At 60.9% G+C, this 16,317-nt stretch carries 17 protein-coding genes; 4 read left to right on the forward strand and 13 right to left on the reverse strand.

The window, feature by feature from the left end; translation table 11 throughout:
- Positions 1-113: 113 nt before the first annotated feature.
- Positions 114-1,082, reverse strand: a complete 969-nt coding sequence (trxB, locus tag SKA53_RS08405) for a thioredoxin-disulfide reductase (protein ID WP_040482871.1) — start codon at positions 1,080-1,082, stop codon at positions 114-116.
- A gap of 153 nt (positions 1,083-1,235) precedes the next feature.
- On the opposite strand from trxB, the gene SKA53_RS08410 reads away from it, so the two are divergent.
- Positions 1,236-1,736, forward strand: coding sequence for an Lrp/AsnC family transcriptional regulator (locus tag SKA53_RS08410; RefSeq protein WP_040483226.1), 501 nt, complete (start codon positions 1,236-1,238; stop codon positions 1,734-1,736).
- 133 nt (positions 1,737-1,869) lie between these two features.
- Here the strand turns inward: SKA53_RS08410 and ccoP are convergent, their stop codons facing one another.
- Genes ccoP through ccoN form a run of 4 tightly spaced genes read right to left on the reverse strand, consistent with a single transcriptional unit; the run spans position 1,870 to position 5,329 of the window.
- Positions 1,870-2,742 carry a cytochrome-c oxidase, cbb3-type subunit III gene (gene ccoP, locus SKA53_RS08415; RefSeq protein WP_007205697.1) on the reverse strand — a complete coding sequence of 291 codons (873 nt, stop codon included), beginning with the start codon at positions 2,740-2,742 and terminating at the stop codon, positions 1,870-1,872.
- On the reverse strand, positions 2,739-2,954 hold the full coding sequence (locus SKA53_RS08420) for a cbb3-type cytochrome oxidase subunit 3 (protein WP_007205698.1): 216 nt from the start codon (positions 2,952-2,954) through the stop codon (positions 2,739-2,741). The genes ccoP and SKA53_RS08420 overlap by 4 nt, the downstream gene beginning before the upstream one ends.
- 11 nt (positions 2,955-2,965) lie before the next feature.
- Positions 2,966-3,721, reverse strand: coding sequence for a cytochrome-c oxidase, cbb3-type subunit II (gene ccoO / locus SKA53_RS08425; protein WP_007205699.1), 756 nt, complete (start codon positions 3,719-3,721; stop codon positions 2,966-2,968).
- 12 nt (positions 3,722-3,733) lie between these two features.
- Positions 3,734-5,329 (reverse strand): cytochrome-c oxidase, cbb3-type subunit I, encoded by a 1,596-nt coding sequence (gene ccoN / locus SKA53_RS08430; RefSeq protein WP_040482872.1) that lies wholly within the window; start codon positions 5,327-5,329, stop codon positions 3,734-3,736.
- A gap of 217 nt (positions 5,330-5,546) precedes the next feature.
- Between ccoN and SKA53_RS08435 the strand changes: the two genes are divergently transcribed.
- Positions 5,547-6,380, forward strand: a complete 834-nt coding sequence (locus SKA53_RS08435; protein WP_007205702.1) for a universal stress protein — start codon at positions 5,547-5,549, stop codon at positions 6,378-6,380.
- A 63-nt stretch (positions 6,381-6,443) separates the two neighbouring features.
- Here the strand turns inward: SKA53_RS08435 and fnrL are convergent, their stop codons facing one another.
- The 3 genes from fnrL to SKA53_RS08450 form a co-directional block, all read right to left on the reverse strand.
- Positions 6,444-7,169, reverse strand: a complete 726-nt coding sequence (fnrL, locus tag SKA53_RS08440) for a transcriptional regulator FnrL (protein ID WP_007205703.1) — start codon at positions 7,167-7,169, stop codon at positions 6,444-6,446.
- 113 nt (positions 7,170-7,282) lie between these two features.
- Complete coding sequence (locus tag SKA53_RS08445; RefSeq protein WP_007205704.1) at positions 7,283-8,164, reverse strand: lysophospholipid acyltransferase family protein; 882 nt, start codon at positions 8,162-8,164, stop codon at positions 7,283-7,285.
- A gap of 99 nt (positions 8,165-8,263) precedes the next feature.
- Positions 8,264-9,286 (reverse strand): LacI family DNA-binding transcriptional regulator, encoded by a 1,023-nt coding sequence (locus tag SKA53_RS08450; protein ID WP_007205705.1) that lies wholly within the window; start codon positions 9,284-9,286, stop codon positions 8,264-8,266.
- Positions 9,287-9,375: 89 nt separating this feature from the next.
- Between SKA53_RS08450 and SKA53_RS08455 the strand changes: the two genes are divergently transcribed.
- Positions 9,376-10,548 carry a phytanoyl-CoA dioxygenase family protein gene (locus SKA53_RS08455; RefSeq protein ID WP_007205706.1) on the forward strand — a complete coding sequence of 391 codons (1,173 nt, stop codon included), beginning with the start codon at positions 9,376-9,378 and terminating at the stop codon, positions 10,546-10,548.
- A gap of 51 nt (positions 10,549-10,599) precedes the next feature.
- The gene (locus SKA53_RS08460; protein ID WP_007205707.1) at positions 10,600-10,794 is read left to right on the forward strand and encodes a hypothetical protein; all 195 of its coding nucleotides are present in this window, start codon (positions 10,600-10,602) and stop codon (positions 10,792-10,794) included.
- Here the strand turns inward: SKA53_RS08460 and iolG are convergent.
- From iolG to iolD, 5 genes are read right to left on the reverse strand one after another with little or no spacing between them, the layout of a single operon-like run.
- Positions 10,791-11,786 (reverse strand): inositol 2-dehydrogenase, encoded by a 996-nt coding sequence (gene iolG / locus SKA53_RS08465; protein ID WP_007205708.1) that lies wholly within the window; start codon positions 11,784-11,786, stop codon positions 10,791-10,793. The genes SKA53_RS08460 and iolG overlap by 4 nt on opposite strands.
- Before the next feature lies 1 nt (position 11,787).
- Positions 11,788-12,627: a class II fructose-bisphosphate aldolase gene (locus SKA53_RS08470; RefSeq protein ID WP_007205709.1), complete on the reverse strand. Its 840-nt coding sequence runs from the start codon at positions 12,625-12,627 to the stop codon at positions 11,788-11,790.
- Positions 12,624-13,463 carry a 5-deoxy-glucuronate isomerase gene (locus SKA53_RS08475; RefSeq protein WP_007205710.1) on the reverse strand — a complete coding sequence of 280 codons (840 nt, stop codon included), beginning with the start codon at positions 13,461-13,463 and terminating at the stop codon, positions 12,624-12,626. The genes SKA53_RS08470 and SKA53_RS08475 overlap by 4 nt, the downstream gene beginning before the upstream one ends.
- Positions 13,464-13,475: 12 nt before the next feature.
- Positions 13,476-14,444, reverse strand: coding sequence for a 5-dehydro-2-deoxygluconokinase (gene iolC, locus SKA53_RS08480; protein ID WP_007205711.1), 969 nt, complete (start codon positions 14,442-14,444; stop codon positions 13,476-13,478).
- Between the two features lies 1 nt (position 14,445).
- Positions 14,446-16,317, reverse strand: coding sequence for a 3D-(3,5/4)-trihydroxycyclohexane-1,2-dione acylhydrolase (decyclizing) (gene iolD, locus SKA53_RS08485; protein ID WP_007205712.1), 1,872 nt, complete (start codon positions 16,315-16,317; stop codon positions 14,446-14,448).

Below are 16,317 nucleotides of genomic sequence, written 5' to 3' on the forward strand. Positions count from 1 at the left end.
CGAAAAGACTGCTTTTCCGCCCCGTGCGGCAGGAACGGGACGCTGGAGCGATCTGCCACGCGATGCGCGAACAGATCAGCCCTGTGGTGCCGCAGGCCAGCATGTCTGGCCGGTCATTCCGCCGCTTTGATGTCCTGCATGTCATGCGCGGCAGCCAGAAACCTTTCGGCATCCAGCGCCGCCATGCACCCCATGCCAGAGCTGGTCACCGCCTGCCGGTAAACGTGATCGGTCAGATCGCCGGCGGCGAACACACCGGGGATCGCGGTGCGCGTGGTGCCGGGCTCGACCACGACATAACCGCCGTTATGCGTCTCAAGCTGCCCCTGGACCAGTTCGGACGCAGGCGCATGGCCGATGGCGATAAACACGCCCTTGGCCGCAATTTCACTGATGGCACCATTGCGCACATCGCGCACGCGGATACCTTCAACACCCAAGGGGCTGTCGGTGCCGAACACTTCTTCAACCTCGTGAAACCAGAGCGTTTCGATCTTTGGGTTGTTCTCCAACCGCTGTTGCAGAATCTTTTCTGCACGCAATTCGTCGCGGCGATGGATCAGCGTCACCTTGGAGGCGAAATTGGTCAGGAACAGCGCCTCTTCCACAGCGGTGTTGCCGCCGCCAACGACGACGATTTCCTGCCCGCGATAGAAAAACCCGTCACAGGTGGCACAGGCGCTGACGCCAAAACCCTTGAACTTGTCCTCGGTCGGCAGGCCCAGCCATTTGGCGCGCGCGCCGGTGGACAGGATCACCGCATCGGCGGTATACACCGTGCCGCTGTCGGATTGCGCGGTAAAGGGGCGGTTTTGCAGATCAAGCGATGTGATGATGTCCTGCACGATCTCGCAGCCCATGGCGCGCGCATGGGCTTCCATCCGCAGCATCAGGTCGGGGCCTTGGACTTCGGTGTCGCCGGGCCAGTTTTCGACTTCGGTCGTGGTGGTCAGCTGCCCGCCTGGTTCCATCCCCTGCACCAGCAAGGGTTCAAGCATGGCGCGCGCCGCATAGACACCCGCGGTGTAACCCGCAGGACCGGAGCCGATGATCAGAACGCGGGTATGACGGGTGGCAGACATGGCAGACCTCTTGCTGGATATTGTTTTGATATAACGCTCCGACCCGCCGGTTGGAAGGGCCAGACAGCGCGTTCTATTGTTGCTGAAATGTGAAATATTATTGCGCATCCGTGACAGAAAACGTAGTATTCGGCAAAATTGATGGGGAACCCGATGCCAGGTACGAAACTCGACGAAATTGACCGGATGATTCTGGCGCAATTGCAGGCCGATGGCCGCATGACCAATGTCGAACTGGCCAGCCGCGTCGGCATTTCCGCGCCGCCCTGCCTGCGCCGCGTGCGTACGCTGGAAGAACAAGGGTTCATCACGGGGTATCATGCCGATGTCAACGCGCGCGAACTGGGGTTCGAAGTGCAGGTTTTCGCCATGGTCGGGCTGGTCAGTCAGGCCGAGGCGGATTTGTCCGCATTCGAGCGCAAATGCATCAGCTGGCCGCTTGTGCGTGAATGCCACATGCTCAACGGCGAGGTGGATTTCATCCTCAAATGCGTGGCCCCTGATCTGCGCAGCTTTCAACGGTTTCTGACGGAAGAATTGACCAGCGCCGACAATGTGGCGTCCGTCAAAACATCACTGGTGATCCGTGGCGCCAAGGATGAACCGGGCGTGCCGTTTGACGTGTTAGAAGCGCGGCTGGCCCAGCAGGCCTGACGCATTGCCCCGCTGGGCGCGCGGCTGTCGATTAAGGGATGGGTAAAAGAAAGGCGTCCGGACATCCAGACGCCCTTCTCTTCACGGTGGGTTTCGCCGATGCGCGAACAGGTGACAAAACCCGTGTGAAGCCTTATTCGCCGCCGCCCAGCTGGTGGACATACGCCGTGACAGCACGGATTTCCGCCTCTGACAAACGGGGGCTCCATGGCGGCATAACGCCGAACCGCGCATAGCGGATCGTTTGTTCCAGCGTTTCAGGATCGCCGCCATAAAGCCAGATCGCGTCGGTCAGGTTTGGCGCGCCTTGATTGCGGTCGCCGGTGCCTGCATCGCCGTGACAGGCGGCGCAATTGTCCAGAAACAATGCGCTGCCAGCAGCAGCCAGCGTCGCGTCATAGGTTTGCCCTGAAATCGCCAGCACATGGTTTACGACAGCGTCAATTTCACCGTTAGACAGGATCTCGTCAAAGGCGGTCATCATGGAATAGCGCGCGTCCCAGTCTTCTTCGTTGCGGATGCCGTGACGGACCGTGTAGGCGATGTTTTCGAAATCACCGCCCCACAGCCAATCGTCATCCAACAGGTTGGGATAGCCCACAGCCCCTGCCGCACCGGACCCGTGGCATTGCGAACAATTGTTGCGGAACACCGCAGCACCCGCCGAAGTGGCAAAGCGCATCAATTCAGGGGTCTGGTCCAACGTGCCCAGATCGGCACTGGCCAGTTGCGCCATGATGGCGCTGTTGGCTTGTTCAAAACGGGCGATGTCTTGGGCGACTTCTCCGCGTGTCGAATAGCCTAGCATACCCGATGTCGCAGAACTGATCAGCGGCCAGGCGGGGAAGGCGATGGTATAGCCCACCCCCCAGACAATGGTGATATAGAACGTCCACAGCCACCAGCGCGGCAGTGGGTTATTCAATTCCTTGATCCCGTCCCAGCTATGGCCAGTGGTATCCGTGCCGGTGACGTCGTCGATGTCCGTGTGGTCATGGCTGCTCATGATTGCAGCTCCTTTGTGTCGCGGGCCACGCCATCGGCATCTTTGCGCGGGGCGGGCCGGTCCTCGTTACGGAAGGGGATGTTGGCGGTATCGGCATATTGCGTGCGACTGCCCGGCCGCAGCACCCAGAGAATCACGCCGATAAAAAACGTGCCCATCCAGACCAGCAGCCAGTTGTCGGCGATTTGCTGCAAAAGTGTTGGCGTTTCCATGCGCTGTCTCCTTACCGGCTGGCGTCAGGGGTGAAGGTCGAAAAATCGACCGTCGTGCCCAGCATTTGCAGATAGGCGATCAGCGCATCCATTTCCGACACGCCAGGGCGGCCGTCGAAATTGCGGATTTGCGCGCCCGGGTAGCGTGCCAGCAGATCGTCATAGGCATCGGTTTCAGGGTCCGCTTGTGCCAGCACATCGGTGGCCGCGACCGCGATCATGCCCTCGGTATATGGCACGCCGACGATCCGGTGCGTGCGCACCAGATCAGCGGTGTAGTCCGCGTTGACGTAAGTATCGAGCAGATAGGCATAGCCCGGCATGATCGATTCCGGCACCACGCTGCGCGGCGCGATCAGGTGGTCCAGATGCCAGGCGTCCGAATATTTGCCACCCACGCGGGCCAGATCGGGGCCAGTGCGTTTGGACCCCCATTGGAAGGGATGGTCATACATCGATTCCGCCGCCAGCGAATAATGGCCGTAACGTTCGACCTCGTCGCGCATCGGGCGGATCATCTGGCTGTGGCACAGATAACAGCCCTCACGGATGTAGACATCGCGCCCCGCCAGTTCGAGCGGCGAATAGGGCCGCACGCCTTCGACTTTTTCGATGGTGTTTTCCAGATAGAACAGCGGCACGATTTCCACCAGACCGCCGATGGCCACAACGACCAGCGACGAGACCAGCAGCAATGTGGGCGAACGTTCAAGGATCGCATGTTTGGCAAGGAAACCTTTGGTCGGTGTTGTTGGTGTTTCAGACATTGCTCTGCCCCTTTATTCTGCTGGCACGCCGAGCGCGGCAGTGACTTTGACGCCACCCCGGATCGTCATGTAGATGTTCCAGGCCATGATGATCCCACCTGCGAGGTACAGAACCCCGCCCAGACCGCGCACGATATACATCGGCAACTTGGCGGAAACGGTGTCGGCAAAGCTGTTCACAAGGAACCCGTTGGCATCGACTTCGCGCCACATCAGGCCTTCCATGATGCCGGTCACCCACATGGACGCGGCGTAAAGGATGATGCCAATCGTGGCCAACCAGAAGTGCCAGTTGATTGCCGACATCGAATACATCTGCGCGCGCCCCCAAAGTTTCGGTGTCAGGAAATACAGCGCGGCAAAGGTGATCATGCCGTTCCAGCCAAGCGCGCCAGAATGCACATGCCCGATGGTCCAGTCGGTGTAATGCGACAGGCTGTTGACCGCACGGATCGACATCATCGGTCCCTCAAACGTGGACATGCCGTAGAAAGCCAATGAGATGACCATCATCCGGATGATCGGATCGGTGCGCAGCTTGTCCCACGCCCCTTGCAGGGTCATCAGACCGTTGATCATACCACCCCAGCTGGGCATCCACAGGATGATCGAAAACACCATCCCAAGCGTTGATGCCCAATCCGGCAGCGCGGTGTAATGCAAATGGTGCGGACCCGCCCAGATATACAGAAAGATCAGCGCCCAAAAGTGGATGATCGACAGCTTGTAGCTGAACACCGGACGGCCCGCCTGTTTGGGGACGAAATAATACATCATCCCCAGAAAACCGGCGGTCAGGAAAAAGCCCACCGCGTTATGGCCGTACCACCACTGCACCATGGCATCCTGCACACCCGAAAAGATCTGCACGGACTTGCTGCCCCAGATGCTGACGGGGATGCTCAGGTTGTTAACGACATGCAGCATCGCCACAGTGACGATAAAGGCCAGCAGGAACCAGTTGGCGACATAGATATGCCGTTCCTGCCGCTTGAACAAAGTGCCAAGGAAAACAGCAAGAAACGCGATCCAGACCACTGTCAGCCACATGTCGGTATACCATTCAGGCTCGGCATATTCCTTGGACTGCGTCGCCCCCAGCAGATAGCCGGTCGCCGCCAGAACGATGAACAGGTTATACCCCCAGAACACGAACCACGCGAGGTTGCCGCCCCAAAGCCGCGCGCCGCAGGTCCGTTGCACGATATAGAATGACGACATGATCAGCGCATTGCCCCCGAAGGCGAAAATCACTGCAGAGGTGTGCAGCGGGCGCAAGCGTCCGAAATTGCCATAGGGCTGCAGCATTTCAAAGTTCAGCTGCGGAAAAGCCAGCTGGAACGCGATGATCACGCCGACCAGAAAGCCGATAACACCCCACAGCGTCGTCGCCACCACACCGGCACGGACCACATCGTCCATATAGCCGGTCGGCGTGGCCATGGCTGGTTGTTCCATCTGGCGCAAAACGCGGATGAACATGAATCCGGACACGCCCAGAATGATGATGGCATGCACGATATAGGCCGCGTCACGCCCCCAATTCGCCGCCATGGCTGCAAAAAGGGCGATGATCCCCAATGCCGCAAGCTTGAAATAATTCCCCATGGAATTCCCCTTGTCCATCGCACCACAACACGGCCCGATCTTTTGTCGATGATGGGGTTATGCGGGTGTCCGCCGATGCGGTCGTTGATGTGGATCAACCCGTCGTTTGACATGGATCAATGCATCACACCGCGCCACACGGCATGGATCGGGGAAGGGCCGGTTCGCGCGAACGATCGCTCCCTGACAAGGCTTATGACGGGGAAGGGCCAGACCGATGGCATATAAGATCATTTCGACTGTCTTGACGGATAGCGATGCATCGACCGAAGGGCTTGATGCCGCAATCACGCTGGCCGCGCGGATGGATGCACATCTTGAAATTTTCGTGGTCACCATCTGCCACAGCGAGACGCATAATTACTTCATGGGCGCCGAGGCGATGACGATCGAACGTCAGACCCGCGATGCCATGGCCGAACGCGAAAAGCTCGACGCTTGGGTGAACGACCGGATGCAGGGCGAACCCGTCCGTTGGGCGCTGCAATCGGCCACCGTGCAGGGGCCTGCGCTGACGCCTTATCTGGCACGCAAGCTGCGGTTTTCCGATCTGGTGGTGCTGCCCCGCCCCTATCAAGACAACCCCGATGCCGAAGCCTTGGTCGAGGCGTGCCTGTTCGCCGCCGAACGCCCCGTGCTGATGATCCCCAAAGGCTGCAAGGCGCCAGCGGCGGGCGGCCACATCGTGATGGGCTGGAACGACGCAGCCGAGGCGCTGGCCGCCGCGCGCGCCGCCCTGCCCTTGCTGCAACAGGCCGATGTCGCCGATATCTGTATCATCGACCCGCCGATGCATGGTGCCGACAGGTCCGACCCAGGTGGTGCGATGGCGCAATACCTGATGCGCCACGGCACAAGGTCCGAGGTCGCGGTGCTGGCCAAGACCGAACCGCATGTGGGTGAAATCCTGCTGCGCCGCGCGCGCGAGGTCGGCGCCCATCTGATCATCAGCGGTGCCTATGGCCATTCGCGCCTGCGCGAAGCGGTTTTCGGCGGCGCCACCCGCAGCCTGCTGGAACGGGCCGACCGCCCCATCCTGATGTCCCGCTAGGGCGAGGTTCACCCGCGCCCCCCGCAGTTCAGGACAAGCTCGGACAGATCCCCGACCGACGCGTCAGGAATAGACATCCTCGCCGGTTTCAGCCTTGAGCACGTCAATGTCAGGCACCTTGATATCGCGGCGGTCGTCAAAGGCGATGATGCCGTCTTTCTTGAGCGCGGTCATCTGGCGGCTGACGGTTTCAATCGTCAGGCCGAGGTAATTTGCCATCGTCTCGCGGGTGATCGGCAGGATGAACGATATCTTCTCGGGCGCGCCGGGCGTCAGCTTCACCATCCGCGTGGCGATCATGTAAAGCAGCGACGCGATCTTTTCACGCGCGGTCTTGCGGCCCAGGACCAGCATCCATTCGCGCGCCGCATCCAATTCGTCCAGCGTCATTTCCAGCAGGCGTTGGCCAACATGCGGGGTCTGTTCAATCAGTTTCTCAAACGGCTTGCGCCGGAAACAACACAGCATCAGGTCGGTTTCGGCGACGATATCGGTGTCGATGGTTTCGCGGTTCGGGCGTCCCATGAAATCGGCGGGCAACAGCAGACCGACCATCTGGACCCGCCCGTCCGGCAGGGTGCGCGTCAGGCTGGCGACACCCGACACGATTGATCCGACGAATTCCAGCAGATCGCCCGCGAAAAACACGGTCTGCCCCGCCGCAAAGGACCGGTAATATTTAATCTGCTCCAAGATTTCGATTTCATCGGGTTCGCATTTGGAACAGACCGCGTTGTAACGGATCGGACAATCCGTACATGATTTCATGTTCGGGACAGAGAATGTCATTGATTTCGTTCCTGGCCGGTCTGGCTGCCGCGATGATGCAGGAAAATGCCAACTTTATCTATGGGAAACTGAAAAAGCTGCGCCCGCGCTTATGGCAGGCGGCGCGGCGCAGGCTATGCGCGCGGTTTGTCCCACCGCCGCAGCATCCAGTACCACTGATCTGGACGCGCGCGAATCCGTGCCGACAGGCTGTCGTTGAAGGCCTGGGTCATCGTCACCGGATCACTATGCGGGATCGGTGCCTCGAAGATCACGTCGAAACTTTCGCCATCCGCGCGGCGCAATCCGTAGGCCGGTACCATCGGCAGATCGTATTTCAGCGCCAGTTCCGCCGCCGCAAGCGAGGTCAGCGCCGGATGGTCCAGAAACGGCAGCGCCACGCCATCGCCTTGTTTTTCGTCCAGCAGGATCGCCATGAAGCCGCCGGTCCGCAGGTGCCGGATCAGGGCTTTCGTCCCCGTCCGCCCGGTTTCAAGGATCGGCATACCCCCCGCTTCGATGCCAGCGCGCAGGCGGCGCTGGTAATGCGGGTTGGGCTGGCGGCGATAGATCGCGCCGGTTTCCATGCCGCGCGCCTTCAGCACGGCGCGCACGGCCTCCCATTGTCCGAAATGGCCCGAGACGATCAGCGCGCCCTTGCCCGCATCCCGCGCAGCAACCAACGCCTCAAGGCCCGGCCCTTCGGCGTGAAACTTGTCCCGACGCGACTGGAATTCGGCACAATGATAAATTTCGAACAGGGTCTGGCCCATGGCGCGGCCCATTGCCTGCCCCAGCTTTGCCCGCGCCTTGCGATCCATATCGGGAAAGACGCGCAGAACCTGACGGTCAAACCGCCAGCGGGCGGGCGGAAACCAGCGCATCACGAAACCGATGGCCGAACCCAGCGCGCGGGACCGTTTGTCAAACCGCCGTGCGCGCGACCACGTCAGCACGGACAGCAACGGCACATAGCGAAACTGGTTCCAGGCATATTTAAGAGGGCGGCGCATCATGCTTGTCGTTTGACCGCTCCGCGCGTCATTGCCAAGTGGCAAACTGCGACAGGCCCAGCATCGCGCGCCATTTCGGCGCGAACCAATGCCATGACGGCGTTACGCAAAGCGCGGCAAGTTATAGGGTGTGATGATCTGCAAATCGCTGGACGCGCTTGCTGTCTGATTGGCGGTCTTGTTGCCGCCAACAGCGGCTGCGAACAAGGTCGCCATGTCGCGTCCAAGGTCGTGGTGCAAAACGAAACCAATCGCGCCACGGCGCAACAATTGCGTATTTTCACGATCAAGATCATGCGCAACAAAAACCCGGGGCTGTTGGCCGTGCGCCGCCACGGTCCGCAGGATAGCCGCATTGCCGCCACCCATGGAATAGACGCCATCAATGCGGACGCGGCTGGTCAGGATCTTGTCCAGCTGCGCGCTGGTCGATGCCGTCATGCCTGCCCCGCCGGACGCATCAATGATCTGCACCGCGGGTTTTAGCGCCGTGATCAGATCACGAAACGCGGTAAAGCGGTCCGTTTCTCCGCGAAAGGCATCCTGACTGCGCGATGTCAGGATCGTGGCCCTGTCATCGGGCAGGCTTTGCGCCAGCAGATGGGCGGCGGTGCGCCCGGCCTCTGCATTGTCCAGCCCGAAATAGCCGTGCCGCGCGCTGCCGGGCAGGTCGGTGACCAGCGTAAAGACCGGAATCCGCGCGCTGGCCAGGTCTGCGATAGCCGCGCGCAGCAGTGGCGTGTCGCGCGCCTTCAGGCAGATACCGTTGCTGCCCCCCTTTGCAATGCGCGCAAGAGCGGCCAAGATCTCGGCCTCGGTCATGGTTTCTTGCAGCTGGAACCGCAGCCGCACGGCGACCCCCGGCATGGCGCTGGCGGCGGATTGCGCGGCGATCCGGATTTCACGACAAAACCGCAGCGGCGCTTCGGCGATCACATCCAGAATGACGCTGCGGCCCCGCGTGGCAAGCTGCGCTTCTTGCGCCTTTAATTCGCGCAAGGCGGTGGCAACGCGGTTACGGGTCTGCGGGCTGACATTGGCGCGGTTGTTCAGCACGCGGTCAATTGTCGCCGGTCCCAGCCCCGCCTGTCTGGCGATTTCCTTGATCGGGAAACGATGTGTCATTGATGTGTTTGTGATGTGTTTTTCGCATCGGCACAAGCCTGCATCCGCTACGCTGCCCCAGAACCCATAAACCAGCACTGGAGCGCGCGATGACCTTGGACACCACACCACAAGCAACAGGTTTTTATCACGAAGCCGCCTGCGATCTGGCGGATTTCGCCGCCTTGACCGCGCGGACAGTCGATATGTCGACCATCCCTAACGCAACTGCCGCGCCCAAGAATATTCCCGTCTATGACATGGCGGCATTGGCCGGACATCTGGACAACCCGCAAGCGCGCAACGTGTTGATGGTGGAATGGGCAGCGATTTTGCAATCCGGCGCAGGGGTGTTCGTGCTGAAACAGGCCTGCACAGATCACGCAGCAATTGATGCGGCGACGGTGGCTTACATGGAAATCATTGCGACCGAGCGCGCCCAGGGCGGTGCCGCCGCCGATCATTTCGCCGCAGCAGGCAGCAATGACCGGATCTGGAATTCCCTGCAAAAGCTGGCCATCACCGCACCCGATGTGTTTATTCGCTATTTCGCCACCCCCGCCATTGATGCCGCCTGCGAGGCATGGCTTGGACCGCATTATCAAATGACGGCGCAGATCAATCTGGTGCATCCGGGCGGACAGGCGCAACAGGCACATCGCGATTACCACCTTGGCTTTCAGACCGCCGATATCAGCGCCACCTATCCCGCGCATGTACATGACCTGTCGCCCTTGATGACGCTGCAAGGCGGGATTGCGCATTGCGATATGTCGATTGAATCCGGCCCGACCAAGCTGCTGCCGTTTTCGCAACTTTACCGCCCCGGCTATGCCGCGTGGCGCCGCGATGACTTCCGCGCGCATTTCGAGACGCATTGCGTCCAGCTGCCCTTGGACAAGGGCGATGCGGTGTTTTTCAACCCCGCCCTGTTCCACGCCGCGGGCAGCAATTCCAGCACGGATATTCACCGCATGGTCAACCTCTTGCAGGTGTCATCGGCCTTCGGGCGGGCGATGGAAAGCGTGGATCGCGGTGCGATGTGCCGCGCAGTGTTTCCAGCACTCTGCACGACCGACCTGCCACCCGCCGCCCGCGATGCCGTATTGAACGCCACGGCAGAAGGCTATTCTTTCCCCACCAACCTTGACCGCGATCCACCTGTTGGCGGGCTTGCCCCGCGCACGCAAAAGAACATCCTGCGCGATGCAGTCCTGCAAGGCTGGACGCCACAGGCGCTGGATGAGGCGCTCACTGCACTGGTAGAGCGGCAGATCCCATAACGCGACAGGGCCGCAGCTTGCCACTGCGGCCCTGCCATGTGACAAGGTGACATGCGCCTGATTGACCCGCACCATCCGTTTTATCGTCCCGCGTGGCGCCGCTATCTGATCGTAGCGGCGCCGTTTGTCTGGGCCGGGGTGGAATGGAGCAGTGGTAACACGACCTGGGCCTTTCTGTTCGCGGCCATCGGCGGTTATCTGGCCTGGCATCTGGTGCTGAACTGGCGACCAGACAGCAAGGATTAGGCGGCAGACAAATCCACGGGCTGGCCGGTTTCGCGCGACAGCGTCGCTGCATCTGCCAATATCTGCGCCTGCAACCCGTCCACGATCCCCGGATCGGCTGGTGTTCCACCTGTGGCCGCCGCGATGAAGGCACGCATTTCCGCCAGATAGGCCGCCTCGTAGCGTTCCAGAAAGAAATGCTGTGCAGGGTCACGACGGAAACCGGCTTTGGTCGCAATTTCGACGGTGGATTCCAGCTGGTTTTCGGCGCGCAACATGCCCAGCGCACCATGCACCTCGATCCGCTGATCATAGCCGTAGCTGGCACGGCGCGAATTGGATATCTGGCAGATCCGCCCGCTGGCGGTGGTCAGGATCACGGCGGCCGTATCAACATCGCCCGCCTCGCCAATCGCGGGATCGACCAGCGCGCTGCCCATCGCATGCAGGCGCACAAAATCTTCGCCCATCAGAAACCGCGCCATATCGAAATCATGGATCATCATATCGCGGAACAACCCGCCAGAGCGCGCGATATAGGACACAGGTGGCGGGGCAGGATCGCGCGATGTGATACAGACCAACTCGACCGCGCCAATGTCACCGGCCTTGATCCGCGCACGCAGGGCGGCGAAATTGGGATCAAACCGGCGGTTGAATCCGGTCAGGAACGTCACGCCCGCCTGCCCCACGATGTCGATACACGTGCGGATGTTATCGACGGACATATCGACAGGCTTTTCGCAGAAAATCGCTTTACCGCCTTTGGCCGCGCGCTGGATCAGGTCGAAATGCGTGTCGGTCGGGGTGCCGATCACGACAGCGTCGATATCGTCTGCATTCAGGATCGCGGCAACATCGCGGACCTGCGCGCCGGTGGCCTGCGCCAGCGCCTGTGCTGCCGCAGGCAGGGCATCGGCGACGGCCACGACCTCTGCGCCATCCAGCGCCTTGATGCTGCGGGCATGGACCTGTCCGATGCGACCACAGCCGAGTATTCCGATTTTCAGCATTTCACGCTCTCCCCGATGCGCCGAGCCCGCGAATGACGGCGCGCGCGGCGGACATCACGGGGTCATGTGTTTCTTTCAATATGCTCACCCGGTCAAAGCGCGCGGGGTCCGCGTTCACGGCATCGCGCAGCGCAGCACCAAAGGCCATGCGCAATTCGGTGCCGATGTTGAATTTGGCGATCCGCGATCCAGTGGCCAGCGCCAGACGCTGCGCATAGGGCACGCCTGATCCGCCGTGAATGACCAAGGGCACATCGGTCAGCGTCTCGATCGCGCGGATGCGGTCCTCGTCCAGCCCGCCTTCATGGTCGGTTTGCAAATGCACGTTGCCGACAGAAATCGCCATCGCATCAACCCCGCTGTCGCGGGCAAAGATCGCCGCCTCGGCCGGATCGGTACCGGCGGAATTCTCGCCACCGGAATAACCGACGAAACCAATCTCGCCCTCGCAGGATATACCCGCCGCATGGGCCAGTTCCGCGATGCGGGCGGTTTCGTCGATGTTCTGCGCAAGCGGCTTGCGCGATCCGTCATACATCAACGACGTGAAACCGGCATCAAGCGCCGCGCGGCATTCCTCGAATGTATAGCCATGGTCCAGATGCACGACCACGGGCACATCGACGCTGGTGGCCAGATGGCGCATCATGGCGCCCAAAACCGGCAACGGTGTATGCGCGCGACACGATGGCCCGGCCTGCAAGATCACAGGGGCGCGTTCCTCTTGGGCGGCCATCACATAGGCGCGCATGTCTTCCCATCCCAGACAGACCAGACCGGGGACGGCGTAATTGTCGCGCAGGGCCGGTTGCAGGACCTCTGCCAATGTTTTGAGGGTCATTTGAACTTTGCCACCATGTCCATGATGCCGGGGATCGTGTGCAATTGCGCGGCATGTGTAGGTTGGAAATATTGCTTCAGGCTACGCTGGGATTGCCCGCCAAGGATGGTGAAATAATACATCTCATATCCCGGCAGCACGCAGCAGGGGTGATAGCCCTTGTCAATCAGCACGGTGGACCGGTTCATGATGTGATAGGCATCCCCCGGTTCATTATCGATGCGTTGCAGCATTTGCAGACCTGAGCCATAATCGGGTTTAAAGCGGAAATTGTAACATTCGTCGTGCCGCGTTTCATCGGGCAAACGGTCGGTGTCATGTTTGTGGCTGGGAAAGCCTGACCAGCCACCCGCGCCAACGGTGTAAAGTTCCGACACCAGCAACCGGCCCACGCGGTCGTGGTGTGCGGCGCCAAGGATATGTTTGATCTTGCGATGGGTCTTGGTGTCGTCGCTGCCATATTGGACAAAGTCGATATCAGCAGCGCGCACGGCGAAGGGCGTCAGTGTTTCGCTGAACTGCGCGCCTGCGATGAACACCTCGCAATCGGTCAGCGCGGTGATCTGTGCAGTGGTGTCGGTCGGGATATAGACGCCTTCGGGTTCGCCGTCCCAGACATCGGCACCGCGATTGCCGATCTGGGCGAAAGTCTGGCCTGCGGTTTCGACCGTGACGGTGCCGGTCGCTGGCACGATACAGGTTTCATACCCCGCCACGCGATAGGGAAAGCTGGCCCCAGCCGCCAGCCTGACGATGTTGAAATAGACCAGCGGCACATGCGGGTCATTGATATCGACGATGGGTTGGTTGGCATTGTCGAAGGGGGCGATATGCATGGTCGTTTCCTTTCAGGCGGCGGTCGGGGCGACATTGGTGCGCAGAAAGCTGTCCAGGTCTGCGCGGGTCGGCATGGCGGGGGCGCAGCCAACACGCGAGACCACGATCGCCGCAGCAGCAGAGCCTTGCAGCACGGCATCGCGCACGGCCAAGCCATCGGCCAGCCCCGCAACAAAGCCACCCAGAAAACTGTCGCCCGCGCCGGTAGGTTTCAGCGCATCGGTGCTGTAAATGCCGGTCATGACCTCGCCCTGTGGGGTGATCGTAATCGCGCCCTTTTCACCCATCTTGTAGACCGCAAGGCTGGCCCCGCGGGCGACGAGTTCGCGGGCCTTATCAAGGCCGCGGTCATAATCCCCCGCCATGAAACCGAATTCCACGTCATTGCCGACGATCACGTCACACATGGCACCGGCGCGCGAATAGACCTCTGCCGCCTCGTCCGCCGAGGCCCATGAATAGGGGCGGTAGTCGATATCAAGGATCAGCGGCAATCCCGCCGCCTTGGCCAGTTCAAACGCCAGAAACGTCGCGCTGCGCGATGGTTCTGCAGCAAAAACCGTGCCGGTGGTGATCAGCGCGTCATAGGCGGTGTAATCCACCCCGCTAACGTCGCTATCGGTCATTTCAAAATCGGCAGCGCCGTTGCGATAGATCACCGACTGATGATCCTCGATCCGAGTTTCCACGACGGCCAGCGAATTGCGCGCCTCACCGCCGACAGACCGGACATGGGCACGGCCTATGCCGTAATGGTCCAGCTGGTTCAGCGCAAAGCGGCCAATGGCATCATCCGACACGCAAGTAACCAGATCCACCTGCCCGCCCAATTTGCAGATCGCGACGCCGATATTGGCGGATGATCCGCCAAGGCAGGCAAAGAACTGCGTGGCAGCTTCGGTTTTGGTGCCGGGGGGGTCGGGGTAGAAATCCATCCCTGCCCGCCCGATGATGACGAAACGGTTGCCGTCGAGTTTCATGTTACACCCCCTGCCGCTGGCGGTCGCGGCCGGCCTCGGTCTCGGCATGTTTGGCGCGGACGGTCGCGCTGTCTGATACCTGCGGCGTGCCGACCTCCCACCATGCATGGCCTTGGGTGGTCCAGCCGTCATAGGGGTCCACCTGCATCACGATCACGCAGGTCTTGTCCGATGCTTTCGCGCGCAAGAACGCCTCGCCCAGCGCGGCAGGGTTGGCGACAGTCACGGCATCGGCACCCATGGCGCGGGCATGAGCCTCGAAATCCACCGCGAAGGGGTCGGGGATCGTCGGGCAATCCGCGATCAGGTTGTTGAAACTATCCTGTCCGGTGTTGTTCTGCAGCTTGTTGATGACGGCGAAACCGCCGTTGTCCAAGACCAGCACGATCAGTTTTTTCTGCGTCAGGACGGATGAATAAATGTCGGAATTCATCAGCAGATAGCTGCCGTCGCCCACCAGCACGATGGTATCCTTATCCGGCTCGGCCTCGGCCTGTGCGATACGCGCGCCCCAGCCGCCTGCGATTTCGTAACCCATGCAGGAAAAGCCGAATTCGACATCAACCGTCCCGATATCCAGCGTGCGCCAGTTGGCCGTCACCTCGGCGGGCAGGCCGCCTGCCGCCGTCACCACACGATCACGCGGATCGCATAGCGCATTCACCACGCCGATCGCCTGCGCATAGGAATTGGGGCGGTTGCCGTGGGCGACGTTGCCTGCGACGTAAGTATCCCATGTCTTGCGGTGGTCCTGCGCTTGCCTGGTCCAATCGGCAGGGGTTTTATATGCGCCCAAGGCCGCGCCCAAGGCGGGCAGCGCGACCTTTGCGTCACCGACCACGGGCAACGAGAGATGCTTCATCGCGTCATGGCGGCCCACGTTGAGCCCGATGATCTGCGCATCCTTGGCAAAGGCGGTCCATGATCCGGTGGTGAAATCCTGCAGGCGCGTGCCGACGGCCAAGATCACATCCGCCTGCTGCGCAATTGTATTGGCGCTGTCCGATCCGGTCACACCAATCGGCCCGATATTCAGCGGATGATCGGCCAATAGATTGGCGCGCCCTGCGATGGTTTCGACAACAGGGATACCGTGGCTTTCGGCAAAGGCGGTCAATTCCGCCACCGCCCCACCATATTGCACGCCACCGCCGGCAATGATCATCGGGCGCTTGGCACCCGCCAATAGGGCGGCGGCATCGGCCAATTCACGCGCGTCGGGCATCTGACTGCGGATGCGATGCACACGGCGCATGAAAAAGCTGGCGGGATAATCATAGGTCCAGCCCTGCACATCCTGCGGCAGCGCAAGAAAGGCAGGCCCGCAATCGGCAGGGTCCAGCATCGTGGCCAAGGCCGCGGGCAGCGACTGGATGATCTGCGCAGGATGGGTGATCCGGTCCCAATAGCGGCTGACCGCCTTGAAGGCGTCATTCACGCCGATGGTCGGATTGCCGAAATGTTCGAGCTGTTGCAGCACAGGGTCCGGCAGGCGTGTCAGGAAGGTATCGCCACATAGCATCAACATCGGCAGCCGGTTCGCATGCGCCAGTGCCGCCGCCGTCAACAGGTTCGCCGTCCCCGGTCCGGCAGAGGCGGTGCAAAACATGAACCGCCGCCGCAGATGATATTTGGCGTAGGCGGCCGCGGCAAATCCCATGCTTTGTTCATTCTGCCCGCGATAGAGCGGCAGGACATCCCGAACCGGATAAAGCGCCTCGCCCAGACAGGGGACATTGCCATGGCCAAAAATGCCAAAGCCGCCGCCACAAATGCGGATTTCAACGCCGTCAATCTCGATGAACTGGTTCACAAGATACCGCACAATGGCCTGCGCGGTCGTCAGGTGAATGGTCGCGCCGGTTGTGGTCAT

Origin of the sequence: Yoonia vestfoldensis SKA53 (assembly GCF_000152785.1) — a bacterium.
Classification (GTDB): Bacteria; Pseudomonadota; Alphaproteobacteria; order Rhodobacterales; family Rhodobacteraceae; genus Yoonia; species Yoonia vestfoldensis_A.

Excerpts from the sequence above, each read along its gene's own strand:
- trxB (WP_040482871.1), bottom strand. The coding sequence starts at position 1,082 with ATGTCTGCCACCCGTCATACCCGCGTTCTGATCATCGGCTCCGGTCCT.
- SKA53_RS08410 (WP_040483226.1), top strand. The coding sequence starts at position 1,236 with ATGCCAGGTACGAAACTCGACGAAATTGACCGGATGATTCTGGCGCAA.
- ccoP (WP_007205697.1), bottom strand. The coding sequence starts at position 2,742 with ATGAGCAGCCATGACCACACGGACATCGACGACGTCACCGGCACGGAT.
- SKA53_RS08420 (WP_007205698.1), bottom strand. The coding sequence starts at position 2,954 with ATGGAAACGCCAACACTTTTGCAGCAAATCGCCGACAACTGGCTGCTG.
- ccoO (WP_007205699.1), bottom strand. The coding sequence starts at position 3,721 with ATGTCTGAAACACCAACAACACCGACCAAAGGTTTCCTTGCCAAACAT.
- ccoN (WP_040482872.1), bottom strand. The coding sequence starts at position 5,329 with ATGGGGAATTATTTCAAGCTTGCGGCATTGGGGATCATCGCCCTTTTT.
- SKA53_RS08435 (WP_007205702.1), top strand. The coding sequence starts at position 5,547 with ATGGCATATAAGATCATTTCGACTGTCTTGACGGATAGCGATGCATCG.
- fnrL (WP_007205703.1), bottom strand. The coding sequence starts at position 7,169 with ATGACATTCTCTGTCCCGAACATGAAATCATGTACGGATTGTCCGATC.
- SKA53_RS08445 (WP_007205704.1), bottom strand. The coding sequence starts at position 8,164 with ATGATGCGCCGCCCTCTTAAATATGCCTGGAACCAGTTTCGCTATGTG.
- SKA53_RS08450 (WP_007205705.1), bottom strand. The coding sequence starts at position 9,286 with ATGACACATCGTTTCCCGATCAAGGAAATCGCCAGACAGGCGGGGCTG.
- SKA53_RS08455 (WP_007205706.1), top strand. The coding sequence starts at position 9,376 with ATGACCTTGGACACCACACCACAAGCAACAGGTTTTTATCACGAAGCC.
- SKA53_RS08460 (WP_007205707.1), top strand. The coding sequence starts at position 10,600 with ATGCGCCTGATTGACCCGCACCATCCGTTTTATCGTCCCGCGTGGCGC.
- iolG (WP_007205708.1), bottom strand. The coding sequence starts at position 11,786 with ATGCTGAAAATCGGAATACTCGGCTGTGGTCGCATCGGACAGGTCCAT.
- SKA53_RS08470 (WP_007205709.1), bottom strand. The coding sequence starts at position 12,627 with ATGACCCTCAAAACATTGGCAGAGGTCCTGCAACCGGCCCTGCGCGAC.
- SKA53_RS08475 (WP_007205710.1), bottom strand. The coding sequence starts at position 13,463 with ATGCATATCGCCCCCTTCGACAATGCCAACCAACCCATCGTCGATATC.
- iolC (WP_007205711.1), bottom strand. The coding sequence starts at position 14,444 with ATGAAACTCGACGGCAACCGTTTCGTCATCATCGGGCGGGCAGGGATG.
- iolD (WP_007205712.1), bottom strand. The coding sequence starts at position 16,317 with ATGACCACAACCGGCGCGACCATTCACCTGACGACCGCGCAGGCCATT.